Genomic DNA, 14,318 nt, shown 5'->3' on the forward strand with positions numbered 1-14,318 from the left:
AATATTCACCACTTATCAATTATACCTGAAAAAATTTTACTTGCAATATACAATATAAAATTTATGGATATTTTATATTTCTGTCTCACACTCTGCACTATGTTCTTCTGTGACCGTGCTTACATTAAATCTGTTACAGTTATCCTCAAGCACACCGACAAGATCCATACTTACACTCATTTCATTTTTTATCTTCTGCACTTCACCTGCAAGTGATGTTGCGCCCTGAGATGCATTTTCAATACCTCTTGCACTGTCTTCTATAACTGTAGTTATGCTTGATACGGAATTTACAAGCTTACTGATAACTTTATGTAATTTGCGTGTTTTTTCAGCAAAGTTCTTCATCTCATCATTGATGTAAACCGAATCATCACTGTATTTTCTTCCTGATTCAACAAAATTGTTGTAGTCAGGTAAAATATCACTGTCTATGTATTCAACTATCTGATTTGAATTTTTGCTAAGTTCATTTACCGCAGCTATAACATGCTCGTTAATCTGCTGGATATTGTTTGCCGTTTCCCTGCTGCTGTCGGCAAGTTTTCTTATCTCGTCTGCAACAACCGCAAAGCCTTTTCCTGCCTCACCAGCTCTTGCCGCTTCTATAGAAGCATTTAATGCAAGTAAGTTAGTCTGGCTGGATATAGACAAGATTTCATTTGTAAGATTTTCAACCTGCTCAACGCTTCTGCTGTTGTCAATGGCTTTCTTAAGCTTTTCAATGATTTCTCCAATCATATCTCCTGTTGTCTTTCGGCTGTCTACCGCATTTTGTTCAAGTTCAGTTGCTCTCTGCTGCATTTCATTTGAATACTCTAATATATCCTCACTTGATTTTTCAAATTCGTCTACGCTTGAATCTACATCACTGACATTTTTATCTATTGTAATCAATGTTGCTGATACTTCCTGCATGGATGCCGACAATTGCTGCATAACAGCAGATACATCACATGAATTGTCATTCACACGTGTTATACTCTTTTCAACATCTGCAAAGCTTTCTTTAAGTCCGCCTGAGGATTTCACAACATCCCCTATAACGCTCTGCAAAACATCCATAAATTTATTTATGCCCTTTACAAGAAGTCCAATCTCATCCTTAGTCCTGACCGGAATTCTCTCATTTAGATTGCCACAATTATTTTCAAGCTTCTCAACAACTTTGTCCAAATCTTTTGTTGTATTTGTCGTAGGTTTTGTAATGGTAATAATACATGCCAATACAGAAATCAGGCTTATGATAAGTGCTATAACAATCTGAACAATCGACATTCTTATGCTCATATCAAATGTCTTTGCCTGTTCCTCATTAGACGCCGCAATATCATTTTGAATAGCATCTGTCAATGCATTGATGGCAGATTCCGTCTTGTCTACCATAGGTTGAAGCTCATCATTTGCAACCTGAATGGCACTGTTTAAATCTTTTTCGCACATTAACAATGCCTGTTTATACTTTTTATAAAGTTCGTTATATGATTCCTTAAAAGTATTAAAACGTGTTACTTCCTTAGTATTATTCTTGTCAATGCCTTTTTCATATTCATCTATATTGCTTGTAACAGTTTCTGCAATATCTGAGACATTGTTTCTTATCTCCGCCTTTGCAGTTTCATTTCCTGTAACAAAATAAATGAATATTTGTTTGTGCATTTTCTCAAATTCAATAGAAAGCGTGTCCAGCTTATGAATCGCTTCTGAATTTTTTTTAGAGTTACTTATACTTGACTCTTTAAGGTCTTTCATAGATAAAATATTCCATCCTGAGTAAGCAGTACATATAAATGCAAGCACCAAAATAGGAATAAGTATTTTCATTCTTAATGTTTTCATATTTCCACTTCTCCTTGTTAACTGTTTATTCATACATTATACCTACTTTATCCCATTTATTCTATAACAAATTACTAATTTATAAACAGATTTTGCTACAAATTTTGTGAATTTTTCTCAGTATTCATGCCTGCTGCCGCGAAAATTTCTGCTTTACTGTTTTTATTTTCCGATTATTTCAGACAGATTGTTTTGTATACCAAGCGCTACCTCAGGATTATTCATCGTGTATACATGCACATTTTTAATACCGTTTGCAAACAAATCTATAATCTGTTCCGTAGCATAGGCAATACCTGCCTGCTGCATTTTTTGAGGCTCATCACCAAACCAGTCAACTATCGACTTAAATTTAGCCGGTACACAACAACCTGAAAGCTGTATACTTCTTGCAAGCTGTGCTTTCTTCGTAATAGGCATAATTCCCGCAATTACAGGTACAAATATACCCGCCTCCCTTAATCTGTACAGATAATTATAAAAAATTGAATTATCAAAAAACATCTGGGTTGTCAAAAACTCGCATCCAGCATCAACTTTTTTCTTTATATTGGCTATATCCGCAGTCTTGTCATCAGCCTCCGGATGTCCTTCCGGATAACATGCGCCTCCTATGCAGATATCCGGTGCTATATTTTTAATCTGATATACAAGGTCAGACGCATGTTTAAACTGCCCCGGCATAGGGAACTCTGTTTCTTCCGGAATATCTCCCCTTAAGGCAAGTATATTTTCAATGCCGGCATCTCTTATAAGCTCAATTTGTTTCCTAACTGTATCCTCACTCGATGAAACACAGGTAAGATGCGCCATAGAAGTCACTCCGTACTGTTTTTTTATGTCTGTCGCTATCTTAACCGTGTGTTTACTCGTCCCACCGCCGGCACCGTATGTAACACTCATAAAATCAGGCTTCAATGCTGCAATTTCTTTAACAGCTTTATTTACCGTTTCAAATGCAGTACTCGTCTTCGGTGGGAAAACCTCCATAGACAATGTAATTTTATTGTTTTTCAATATTTCACTTATCTTCATTGTATTCCTCATTTCTTTGCAGTTTGTCTCACACAGACAGTTTGCAAGTTTTTACTTTTTGTGATGCACCGCACATCCTGAACAGCTCGCACAATTTCCTGTGCATCCATTCTTCTTTCCTTTTATAACACTTCTAAGTGCTGCCGCCAATGCAATCACAATAATAATACTTATAATAACAGTTGCTATCATTTTAAAGTCCCCTTCCTAAAATATCACTGTCTACATCTGCGATGCAGACAGCAACTTAAAAACATATTTATTATTGACATTTTGTTTATTATCTCTTACAATTGTTAGTATATTCTAACTGATAATCAATGTCAATAGCATTGAAAAAATATGCGTCATTGAAAAAACATATTCTATATGTTAAAATCATGTACGAAAGTAAACTTATGGTGAGGTGAGTTAAATGAACAGCAATGAATCTTCTGAAAATTATCTTGAAACTATACTTATGCTCAGTAAAACCCTCCCTGTTGTCAGGGGTGTAGATATAGCAAATCATCTTGGCTTTAAAAAGTCCAGTGTCAGTGTTGCCATGAAAAATCTTCGTGAAAAGAAACACATCACAGTCACTGATGCCGGTTACATATATCTTACCGATTCAGGTCGTGAGATAGCAGAAATGATATATGAAAGACATGAATTTATTTCCAAATGGCTTATATCTCTCGGTGTTCCTGAGGAAATTGCTCTTGAAGATGCATGCCGCATCGAGCATGTAATAAGTAAAGAAAGCTTTGAAGCAATGAAAAACAGTCTTCATAATAATTAAATAATATGATTTTTCAGAAATGACTAAATTGTACTTTATACAGACAGAATTACTCCAAAAAAGTTTTTCTGTCTGTATTTTTAAGCTTGCAAAAATCACTGTTCAAATTTATACTTAACTTTTGTATATAAATTTTTCACACGGAGGTAAATATGATATTACAATGCAGCCACATCAGCAAATCATTTGCAACAGATGTAGTTTTAAATGATGTATCATTTCATATAAATGACAACGAAAAAGCCGCCATCGTAGGTGTAAACGGTTCCGGTAAATCTACCTTATTAAAAATTATAGTAGGAAAAGAAGGTTACGATTCCGGTGATATTATTATAAAAAAAGACGCTTCTGTCGGATATCTTGCACAGAATCAGGAATTTGAATCAGGTGAAAGCATTATAGAAGAAATGCAGACCGCTAAGCCTGAGGTAAAGATCTTAGAAAAAAAAATGCATGAACTTTCAGAAAAAATGAATAATGCATCAGGTGATGAACTTGATTCTCTTATCAAGCAATATGATAATGCCAGACACCGCTTTGAACAGCTTGACGGTTATTCATATGAAAGCGAGATAAACGGTGTCTTAAAAGGTCTTGGTTTTGAAGATAATGATTTTAGCAAACCTATCTCCAAACTTTCAGGTGGTCAGAAAACCAGAGTTGCACTTGCTAAAATGCTTTTACAGGCTCCCGATTTAATAATACTCGATGAGCCGACAAACCACCTTGACATGAATTCAATCCACTGGCTTGAAGGCTATCTAAACAGCTATAAGGGTGCCGTTTTAATAGTTGCTCATGACAGATATTTTCTTGATAAAATAGTCACTAAGGTTGTCGAATTAAGACAGACACATTCAACAGTCTTTTCAGGCAATTACAGCGATTATTCAACAAAACGCCAGGCACTTCTCGACAGCCTTATGAAACAATACATGAATCAGCAGGCTGAGATAAAACATCAGGAGGAAGTTATCACAAAACTTCGCTCTTTCAACAGAGAAAAATCCATAAAACGTGCAGAAAGCCGTCAGAAAATGCTCGATAAGATGGAGCGTATCGAAAAACCTGTTGAAGAAAACACTCAGATGCACCTCCTTTTTACACCGAAGATACAAAGCGGAAATGATGTACTTACAATAAAAAATTTATCAAAGAGTTTCGGTGAACACTCACTCTTTTCAGACATTGCATTTGAGGTAAAACGAGGTGAAAAAGTAGCCATAATCGGTGACAATGGTACAGGCAAAACCACTATCCTGAAAATGATAAACAAAATGCTTGCCCCTGACACAGGCAGCATAACACTAGGCACCAATGTTCAGATTGCGTACTATGACCAGGAACACCAGGTACTCCACATGGAAAAAACATTGTTTGAAGAAATTCAGGATACATATCCTACAATGACAAATACGCAGATAAGAAATATGCTTGCCGCATTTTTGTTTACGGAGGATGATGTCTTTAAGAAAATTAAAAATCTGAGCGGTGGCGAAAGAGGTCGTGTATCTCTTGCCAAACTTATGCTGTCAGATGCAAACTTCCTCATCCTTGATGAGCCGACAAACCACCTTGATATAGACTCAAAGGAAATCCTTGAAAATGCAATAAATAATTTTGAGGGAACGGTTCTTTATGTATCTCATGACAGATTTTTTATAAACAAAACAGCGACAAGAATACTTGACCTTACCAGACATCAGATAGTAAACTATGTCGGTAACTACGATTACTACCTTGAAAAAAAAGAGGACAACGAGCGTGCGCAGCTTAATGACCTGACTTTAAATCAAACCTCCGGAAACAGTTCCACTATGATTTCTGATACAGACAGCTCAGATAATACTTCTTCCGATACAAAACTCAGTTGGAAACAGCAGAAGGAAGAACAGGCTCGTCTTAGAAAAATCGAAAATGAAGTCAAGAAAATTGAAGCTGAAATTGAAAAACTTGAAACAGAAAACGAAGAACTCACAGAACTATTACAGACAGATGAAGTGTCAACTAACTCTGTTAAATTACAGGAGATTTCTTCTAAAATAGAACAAAATACAGACAGACTTGAAGAACTTATGGAAAGATGGGAAACGATACAGTAAAATGACAAAAACAACGGCTTAGTGATATACAAAAAATTATTTTTTTCCATACGCTAAGCTGTTACTTTTGTTTATCCTAAAAATATTTAAGAAATAATTAAAATTTATTGCCTTATCAGAAGTCCCTTACATGCTCTTCTCCGTAAATCTCATCTTTTCTCAGTTTTGACAATATTTCTTCTTTCTTTGTACCGACAAGAAGCTCACTGTTATATTTGAGATATTTTTCACTCGGATTGTCAGAAAGAAACATAGCTGTTTCACTATTTAATGTAAGCTCTGTTACAAATACGACCATTTCCTGACCTGCACCAATTGCCTCTTCAATAAACAAGAATACATTTTCAAGCTGTTCTGATGCCAAATCCTCGCTTTTTTCAAGTTCCTGTCTCATGCATTCAAATCCTGTAAGTGCTTCCCTAAATGCCGCATCTGCATCTTTTTCCGAGCTTATATGTGTCTTTGATAATTTTTCTATTATATATTCATTCGCTTTTATCTCATCTCTGCTTAAAAAGCCTGCTTTTTTACTCCTGTCAAATTCGATTTTCTTTTGTTCAAACATGTCTGCAAAAATGCTTCCATCCTGACCGATACCTGCTGTATCTCTGCACTCTTTTTGTTCATAGCCGTTTTCTTCAAGTCCATTTTTATATTTTTTCAGAAAATCATACCATATATCAGTAATCATCTTATTCAACGATACTTTATGAAATGATACCTCAAGTCCGCTTATCAAAAGGTTTACAACGCTTATCCTCTCATCAAATGATGCGTCAAATATGTTTTGATATGCCTGTTTTCCGGGATTTCCTGCAAGTATATCCAAAATACCGTAATTATTTTTGTATTTTTCATAAAGTTCAAAATACGCAGCTACATCTTTTGCCGTATCTTCATGCTGTATAAATTCGGCAATTATATCCTCATCAACTTTTATCCCTATCTCATTGTATGTATCATAAAGATTACTCAAATCCTCCCAGCCTCTTGCTGTAACAAACTGCATACCGTCTATATCTGCCTCAACTTTATAAAAATTGTTTGGCCTGAGTTCAAGATAATTTATTATTGCCCTGTTTATATGACTGTTTATCGCATATTCTTTCCATATATTAAAATCCGCTTCAACGTTTATTTTTCTTACTCTGTCAAGAGTTACCATGTCAAATTCTCTTACAGATTTATTATATTCTGCCGGATTCCCTGCCGCTACTATTATCCATCCCTTAGGTATCTCCTGATTTCCGAATGTTTTGCATTGCAAAAACTGAAGCATTGTCGGTGCAAGCGTTTCCGACACACAATTTATCTCATCGATAAACAAAATTCCCTCCGGAATGCCGCTTTCCTTAATTTTTCTATATACACTTGCAATAATTTCACTCATTGTATATTCTGTGACAGAATATTTTTTTCCGTCAAATTCTTCCTCAACAATAAACGGCAGACCAACTGCACTCTGCCTTGTATGATGTGTAATCGTATAAGAGACAAGTCCTACTTTACACTCTCTCGCAATCTGTTCCATAATCTGTGTCTTGCCAATACCCGGAGGTCCTATAAGTAATATTGGACGCTGTCTTATAGCTGGAATCATATACTCCCCGTCAGCATCTTTTTTCAAATATGCTCTAACTGTATTCTTAATCTCTTCCTTTGCTTTCTTGATATTCATTATCTAATCCTCTCATTAATTTTCTTTTTATCCTGCTTTATCTACTCACTTTATTCCAGTTCAACCTTCATTGCCCATGCCGGCACCTCACACTCACTCATCTTATCAATAAAAACAAACGCTGTCTGATAAGGCATTTTCTTTTTCGGATATCTTCCCTTTCCATCTGTAAAATAAAGAAGTCCCTGCAGTTTTTTTATTTCACCTGTATCAATCAGCTTGTTTACATACTCAAATGCCGGTCTGAAATCAGTGTTTCCTCCTCCGGCTAGTTCAAAATTATTAATAAGAACATCTATATCCGTATCTTTCGTGATGATTATATCCGAATGTACCATCTCATCACATTGTATTATATGAATTTTTCTTTTATTAAAAAAGCTGTCTGTCTCCGATAATATTATAAATGTCTCTCTGAGAAACTTTTTGACAAGTTCTCCTTTTGTCGAATAACTTGTATCGACAACTATTACAAGTTCCTCTATTCTCAAGTTTTCTTTTGTTTCCATCGGCTCAATAAGCGGCATATTTCTATACAATCTCAAACCATAAGTATAATAGTTTAAGTCATATTCATCCATGTCTATCCTAAGTTCTTCTTTTAATTTACAAAACTTTCTCAAAAAGTCTTTATAACTTTTCTTTCCTCTCTCTGCCTTTATCTGCTGCTGCCAAAAGTTCTTTCCCTCTTCACTGTCCTTGCCCTGGCTTTCCTTTTTTATCTCACTTTGCCTTGATATTTTATCCCATTTATTTTTCGTCTGATTCTGCACGGCCGACATTTTATTTTCTTTTGGCCAATGCGTATGCGTATCCGTATAAAACTCGACTGCAAGCCTGTTTATGGTTTCACTGTCGAGTTTCATTAGTTTTCTGTATATAACTGCTGCCGACAGTCCTGCCTTATTTTCATCCATCTTCTCATAAGTCTGCATCCTCAGCCAGCTAAGAGGTCTTTTTAATATTTCATTTTCCATCTTATCGATTGTATATTCAACGATAATATCACATGCTATCCCCCATAAAAATAAATCTCTCTCACCTCTGACCCAGAGATGGCTGTATATGCAGTGAAGAATGCTATGTAAATAAAGTCTGTCCAGATATTTTGAATTTTTCTTAAACACACTTATCATATGCTCCGGCTTAAAATAAATAAAATTGCCATCAGTTGACATTGTATCAATTGTCTCGTCAATTTTAGGAATAAGTGAACAAAAAGCCACATCAAAAAATCGAAGTTCCATATAAAGCTCATTTTTTATAAACTTAAAAATATCATTGGCAGCCTGCCATTCCCACTCGCTCTGTGTCTGAACTTTTGACATAAATCCCTCCATTTCCGCTATAGCTAAAAAGAGTATCTTTCTTTTCTTATATCCTCTTTTTTACGCCGATACTTTAAAACAAGTGCCGTTACTTCTCCAAACCCTGTCTCAGCTGCCTTAACTATTGCAGTTTCTATCATTTCCCTATCTGAACCAAACAGCTCAAGCATAAATTCCACTTCATCAATACTCTTATTTTCAATAAAAAGATTTACTATTTCACTTTTATTGTTTTCAAGATATTCCATATATAAATCTTTTTCAGAATCATTAAGCATGTACGGATACATCAACCGGTACATTGCTATTTTCCCTGCGACCTCAACACTTTCTTCTGCCGATGCCTTTGGAAATATGGTGTCATATTGTCTCATATCTGCCCTGCCACCGTCAAAACACTGTCTCGCCCTGAATCCCTCGCCCTCTATATTTCTTCCAAATATATGAGCCGGGGCTATTTCATCATAAGATTCACTATATTCCGGATAAAGAACTTTTGCGGTTATCTTATCATATTTCATATAAGTTACTTCTATCTCCGATGATATACGGCTTAAAACCTGCCTAAGTCCTGTTACATCTTTTATATCACTTAGGATACATATTTTATGCAGATTTCGACAATTCATAAAAACATCACTGCCGACTTCTTTTATATTACTTCCCATCGTAATATCAGTAAGTTCCCGGCAGTTATAAAATGCGTTATTTCCTATCTTTTCAACACTTTTTGGAAATGTTATGCTGTTTACAAATCCCCCAGAAAACTCATGATACAATATGTCTGTATCTCTTTCATCATATTCTTTTTGTAATTCTTTTGGCAGATGCATAGTTTCAGAAAAACAATATTGTGCAATATCAGTTATCCCTTCCGGTATATCCACTACGCCACTTTTAGAAAACACACGGTAAAGTATTGTCCCTGTCTCTTTTTCATCTGCTATCAAAATTAAATCATTTATCTTTCTTATCATTTTAATCACTTATCCCTTTTAATACTCAACAGATACGATGCAGGAGTCAAAATCAAACAGCAATATATGTTTATATACCAATTGCTATTTGGTTATATTTACATACTAACAGCCCGAAAACAAAGTTTCCGAGCTGTCTATTTCACTCATTATCAAAATGATGCAAGGGGCAAAATCTGATAATCACACCAATATCCCTGATATTATTTTCCAAGAAGTTCATCAATCATCTTGTCCATCTGCTCAACATTTTCAGCCTTGACTGTTGATTTTATTGAAACTGTGTTTTCACATATTTCAATGTTCTTCATGCCTTCAAGACTTTCACGCATCTTCTTAGCTGCAAGCGGAGCCCATGAACCATTCTCAACAAGTGCCGCTTTTCTCTTTTGGAAATTCTTTGCTTTCAAGTGACCAAGGAAATCCTCCATAACCGGGAAAAGTCCACCGTCATATGTCGCACATGCAAGCACCATCTTGTCGTACCTGAAAGCAGCCTCTACAGCTTCTGCCATATCGTCTCTTGAAAGATCCATTACTTCCATCTTTTCAACACCTTTGGCTTTAAGTTTTTCAGCTATCTGCTTTGCAGCTTTTGCAGTATTTCCATGAATTGACGCATAAGCCACAAGAACACCTTCATCCTCCGGCTCATAACTGCTCCATGTATTATATAAATTAAGATAATATCCAAGATTTTCTTTTAATACAGGACCATGAAGAGGACAAATTGTCTGAATGTCAAGTGCCGCTGCCTTTTTCAAAAGATTTTGCACCTGTGCACCATATTTTCCTACTATATTAAAATAGTATCTTCTTGCTTCACAAGCCCATCCTTCTTCGTCCTCAGTGTCAAGCGCACCAAACTTTCCAAATCCGTCTGCCGAGAAAAGTATTTTCTCTGTCTTTTCGTATGCAACCATAACTTCCGGCCAGTGAACCATCGGTGCCATAACAAATGTAAGAGAATGCTTTCCGAGAGAAATCTCATCACCCTCTTTAACTACAACCTGTCTGTCAGAAAAATCTTCATCAAAGAATTGAGGAAGCATCTGGAATGTCTTTGCATTTCCGATTAGTTTCATATCAGGATACTTATCTGCAATAAGTTTGATATTTGCCGCATGGTCAGGCTCAAGATGTGAAATGACAAGATACTCAGGTTTCTTTCCGTCAAGTGCCTCCTCAACATTTTTTACCCATTCTTCTGTTGCTCTTGCGTCAACTGTATCCATAATAGTTATTTTATCATCAAAAATAATATATGAATTGTATGAAACTCCATTAGGAACAACGTACTGGCTCTCAAAAAGGTCGATATCCTTATCATCAACACCAACATATTTAATACTATCCGAAATAAACATAAGCTTAATTTCTCCTTTCATTAGTCAAATAATTTAAACATTTTTTCTATCACCTCTACAGTACCATCTATACCGTAGCAAGCTGTATTAAGACACATATCATAATTTTCTGAATGCCCCCAGCGGCGGCCTGTATAATAATTATAATATGCTTTTCTGACGCGGTCCATTGCTCTTACTTTCTCCGCGGTCTCATCATATCCTGCACCTGTACATACCATATCATGTTTGACTCTCTGTTCAAACGGAGCACCTATAAACACTGAAACATGTGGTATATCTGCATGTTCAAGCACAACATCTGCACAACGTCCAAGGAAAATACAATCGCCTTTTTTTGCCATTTCCTCTATCATCTGGCTCTGTGCAAAGAAAAGTTCATCGTTTCCTGAAAATTTGCGAAGTGAAAATGGTGTCTTGTTTAACCAGCCTTTTTTACTGTCTGCCTGCGATGCATCGACTGACGAAAAGTCTTTGCCTATATGCTCACAAGCCATTTTTATAATCTCATTGTCATAGTATGACATGTTTAATTTTGTTGAAAGCCTTAAGCCAACCTCATGTCCGCCGCTTCCATATTGACGTCCTATACATAAAATCTTATTCTTTCCGCCTTTAAATATACTCTTCATTTCAGAAATATCACTTATAAAACTATCAGGCAATTGTTTAGTAGGATTATACTGCTCAAGCATTTCATTGAGTTCTTCAAGTTCTTTTCTGCACTCACTTGCAACACTTGAATCCTTTATGGTAGAAATCATATTTCCTATAAGAATAGTCTCATCTCTTATAAAATGTCTTTTATCCTCATCAAGATGTTTAAGCATCTTTTTAACAGACAAATCTTTTCCCGCAGGAAATACTTTTCCCATCGTACTTCCTGTTGCCTCATAAACTTTTACGTCAAGCTCATAGATTTTTTCTACAAGCTGTTTTACATCATATTTTTCCATATCTATACACCTCCAAAACTGTCCTTTGTCCACATCAATAATACAGACAAAGACACATAATTATCAATATCCTACTTTTACACCTTTACCGGTCATATATCCGCTTATCTTTCCTGCCTTATAATCTTTTTTCTTTGTTGATATAGGTACTGACGGGTCAGTAGGGTCATAATTTATTGAGCCTGTAACCTTTATGGCAGCTTCTTTTCCAAGAGGTCCGGGCTGTTTTGAATTACCCTTTTCAATCTTTACCTGGCTTCCTACTGCCACATAATCATAAAGCCATTTTGCATCTGCTACAGTCATTCTTATACATCCCGCTGATGCAGCACTTCCGAGTTTGTTGTAAGTTGTCGGATTAAGTGCATAATGTGATTTGCTTCCTACTGCTATTGCATGAAAATAAACATTTCCTACAACATGGCTTGCCCATCTCGCATATACAGTACTTCCATCAGGCTCGTTCATAGGTTTTAAACTGTATTTTGATGCCTGACCGTTACTGCTTATGGAATATGAACCTAACGGAGTATAAGACGATGTCGTTGTAAGTCCTGACTCTCCTGAAACAGTTGCAGTATCTCTTCCGACAGACACTGTACATGTCTTTATCGGAATAATAAAACCTTTTTTCTGACTGTCATACGCATATATCGTAACACAACAGGCTGCTCTGTTTACCACAATCTTAAATTTATTGTTTCCCTTTTTCAATTTGAGAATGTTTGTAAGGTCTGTAACCTTATCACCGTTTTTATAATAAAATTTGTATGTCTTTCCGGCGTATGTCTCATAACGCCATCCGTTTTTGCCGACATCAACTGTTTTTACATTAAATTCTTTCGTTCTGAATTTTATTTCCCTGTTCCATTGTGTATAACCGCAGGCAATAACCTGAAATCTGCCTTTTTCCGTATATTTATAATTTGCGATATAAGCTTTATTTGAATATACCCCAATAAGACTTTTTTCAAACTTTCTTTTACCGTTTTTTATGCTGTAAACTTTAAATCTCACTCTTTTTATATTTCCCGGAATATATACATTCACAATTTTAAACTTGCATGTTCCGTTTGAGAGTTTAACTACCGTAAGTGTTCCGTTTTTCACTTTAAGAGTTGCATTTCCGGTAGCTTTAAGAGTTCTCGTTATTCCTGCATTGTCAGTAACCAAAACTTCTATCTTGTACTTTCCAAATTTATAATTTATGGATTTTAAAGGTATGTCTGAATAGTAATATGTACTTGTACCATTGTGGACACCTTTTGATGTACATACAATTTTTCCGGCACTGTTATAGATATTGAATGTGACATCCTTTACTACCAATGCTGAATTAACTTTTTCCACAAACACACGAAAAGTCTGGTTTTTTTCTGTCTTTGCTGTCGATTTTGAACCTATCTTTCCGTATGTAAGTGCAACATCAAACTGTGTCTTTGCAATCTCTTCTTTTCCTGCTGCAAGTTTGCTATTCTGGACAGTGATAACAGCATCATATTTTCCGTATGACGTACAATATTTTGTAAGGTCAATATCCCAGCTTTTTGATGCATTTGGTATTTCAACAGAAGAACCTATCTTCTGCTCGTTCGTTCCGTCTTTTTTTGCAATTGAAAGCTGAATCTGATTGTCTTTGCCAGGAACTAAAACATCATTGTTAGAATTAATAAATGATATAGTTCTGTTCACTTTTGATTTGTAACCGTCAACCTTTAAAACCATATTTTCACTGTGAACAGTAAAATCACACTTTGTCGGTGCCTGTACTGTAAAATTGTCGCTCATCACAAACGATACTGTATACTCTTTATAAGCATATGTCTTTAAATCAGACATTGAAAATGAGCCCGTATATTGTCCGTTTTTGCAGTTATCGGCATCAAAGGTAACAGGCTGTTCAAGCATGATTGCTTCATTGCCATCATTATCATTGTATGTAACTTTTGTTGTCATGCTTTTTGTCGCCTCAGTATCAATGCCGTTTAATGTGTATGTACATATACCGTTTGTACGGTCTGTATTTACATTGGCACTGTACTCTGCCGCCCTTGCATTGGATGAAACCGAAAAAAGTGCAGTAAATGCTATCACCAAAAACATCATTTGTAATATTCCAATCTTTTGTCTTTGCCTACCTTTTTCTAACATTTTGTTCCTCCCATTTAAATAAAATTGATTTTCACAGATATATTTTACCACTTCTTAATATTGTAATGCAAGCAAAGACACCACAATATTTTATGATTTAACTA

11 protein-coding genes are annotated in these 14,318 nt (G+C 35.6%); 2 read left to right on the forward strand and 9 right to left on the reverse strand.

Features of this window, described 5'->3' with window-relative positions; genetic code table 11:
- Positions 1 to 72 precede the first annotated feature (72 nt).
- The 3 genes from ACZLXV_RS04640 to ACZLXV_RS04650 form a co-directional block, all read right to left on the reverse strand.
- Positions 73 to 1,839, reverse strand: coding sequence for a methyl-accepting chemotaxis protein (locus tag ACZLXV_RS04640; protein ID WP_482382647.1), 1,767 nt, complete (start codon positions 1,837 to 1,839; stop codon positions 73 to 75).
- 162 nt (positions 1,840 to 2,001) lie between these two features.
- Positions 2,002 to 2,874, reverse strand: coding sequence for a methylenetetrahydrofolate reductase [NAD(P)H] (gene metF, locus ACZLXV_RS04645; protein ID WP_482382648.1), 873 nt, complete (start codon positions 2,872 to 2,874; stop codon positions 2,002 to 2,004).
- Between the two features lie 51 nt (positions 2,875 to 2,925).
- Positions 2,926 to 3,066, reverse strand: a complete 141-nt coding sequence (locus ACZLXV_RS04650; RefSeq protein ID WP_022224419.1) for a FeoB-associated Cys-rich membrane protein — start codon at positions 3,064 to 3,066, stop codon at positions 2,926 to 2,928.
- Between the two features lie 223 nt (positions 3,067 to 3,289).
- On the opposite strand from ACZLXV_RS04650, the gene ACZLXV_RS04655 reads away from it, so the two are divergent.
- Positions 3,290 to 3,655 (forward strand): metal-dependent transcriptional regulator, encoded by a 366-nt coding sequence (locus tag ACZLXV_RS04655; protein WP_022224418.1) that lies wholly within the window; start codon positions 3,290 to 3,292, stop codon positions 3,653 to 3,655.
- Positions 3,656 to 3,807: 152 nt separating this feature from the next.
- Positions 3,808 to 5,757, forward strand: coding sequence for a ribosomal protection-like ABC-F family protein (gene abc-f / locus ACZLXV_RS04660; protein WP_022224417.1), 1,950 nt, complete (start codon positions 3,808 to 3,810; stop codon positions 5,755 to 5,757).
- Between the two features lie 115 nt (positions 5,758 to 5,872).
- Here abc-f and ACZLXV_RS04665 read toward each other — a convergent pair whose 3' ends face one another.
- From ACZLXV_RS04665 to ACZLXV_RS04690, 6 genes are all read right to left on the reverse strand, one after another.
- Positions 5,873 to 7,435 (reverse strand): AAA family ATPase, encoded by a 1,563-nt coding sequence (locus ACZLXV_RS04665; protein WP_482382649.1) that lies wholly within the window; start codon positions 7,433 to 7,435, stop codon positions 5,873 to 5,875.
- A 50-nt stretch (positions 7,436 to 7,485) separates the two neighbouring features.
- Complete coding sequence (locus tag ACZLXV_RS04670) at positions 7,486 to 8,763, reverse strand: vWA domain-containing protein (RefSeq protein WP_482382650.1); 1,278 nt, start codon at positions 8,761 to 8,763, stop codon at positions 7,486 to 7,488.
- A gap of 23 nt (positions 8,764 to 8,786) precedes the next feature.
- The gene (locus ACZLXV_RS04675; RefSeq protein ID WP_482382676.1) at positions 8,787 to 9,740 is read right to left on the reverse strand and encodes a leucine-rich repeat domain-containing protein; all 954 of its coding nucleotides are present in this window, start codon (positions 9,738 to 9,740) and stop codon (positions 8,787 to 8,789) included.
- Positions 9,741 to 9,943: 203 nt separating this feature from the next.
- Complete coding sequence (locus ACZLXV_RS04680) at positions 9,944 to 11,116, reverse strand: FprA family A-type flavoprotein (RefSeq protein ID WP_482382677.1); 1,173 nt, start codon at positions 11,114 to 11,116, stop codon at positions 9,944 to 9,946.
- A gap of 11 nt (positions 11,117 to 11,127) precedes the next feature.
- Positions 11,128 to 12,063, reverse strand: a complete 936-nt coding sequence (locus ACZLXV_RS04685) for a cytidylate kinase-like family protein (RefSeq protein ID WP_022224412.1) — start codon at positions 12,061 to 12,063, stop codon at positions 11,128 to 11,130.
- Between the two features lie 63 nt (positions 12,064 to 12,126).
- Positions 12,127 to 14,214 carry a L,D-transpeptidase gene (locus ACZLXV_RS04690; RefSeq protein WP_482382651.1) on the reverse strand — a complete coding sequence of 696 codons (2,088 nt, stop codon included), beginning with the start codon at positions 14,212 to 14,214 and terminating at the stop codon, positions 12,127 to 12,129.
- Positions 14,215 to 14,318 lie beyond the last annotated feature (104 nt).

The sequence above is a fragment of the Butyribacter sp. genome (assembly GCF_056818865.1).

Excerpts from the sequence above, each read along its gene's own strand:
- ACZLXV_RS04640 (WP_482382647.1), bottom strand. The coding sequence starts at position 1,839 with ATGAAAACATTAAGAATGAAAATACTTATTCCTATTTTGGTGCTTGCA.
- metF (WP_482382648.1), bottom strand. The coding sequence starts at position 2,874 with ATGAAGATAAGTGAAATATTGAAAAACAATAAAATTACATTGTCTATG.
- ACZLXV_RS04650 (WP_022224419.1), bottom strand. The coding sequence starts at position 3,066 with ATGATAGCAACTGTTATTATAAGTATTATTATTGTGATTGCATTGGCG.
- ACZLXV_RS04655 (WP_022224418.1), top strand. The coding sequence starts at position 3,290 with ATGAACAGCAATGAATCTTCTGAAAATTATCTTGAAACTATACTTATG.
- abc-f (WP_022224417.1), top strand. The coding sequence starts at position 3,808 with ATGATATTACAATGCAGCCACATCAGCAAATCATTTGCAACAGATGTA.
- ACZLXV_RS04665 (WP_482382649.1), bottom strand. The coding sequence starts at position 7,435 with ATGAATATCAAGAAAGCAAAGGAAGAGATTAAGAATACAGTTAGAGCA.
- ACZLXV_RS04670 (WP_482382650.1), bottom strand. The coding sequence starts at position 8,763 with ATGTCAAAAGTTCAGACACAGAGCGAGTGGGAATGGCAGGCTGCCAAT.
- ACZLXV_RS04675 (WP_482382676.1), bottom strand. The coding sequence starts at position 9,740 with ATGATAAGAAAGATAAATGATTTAATTTTGATAGCAGATGAAAAAGAG.
- ACZLXV_RS04685 (WP_022224412.1), bottom strand. The coding sequence starts at position 12,063 with ATGGAAAAATATGATGTAAAACAGCTTGTAGAAAAAATCTATGAGCTT.
- ACZLXV_RS04690 (WP_482382651.1), bottom strand. The coding sequence starts at position 14,214 with ATGTTAGAAAAAGGTAGGCAAAGACAAAAGATTGGAATATTACAAATG.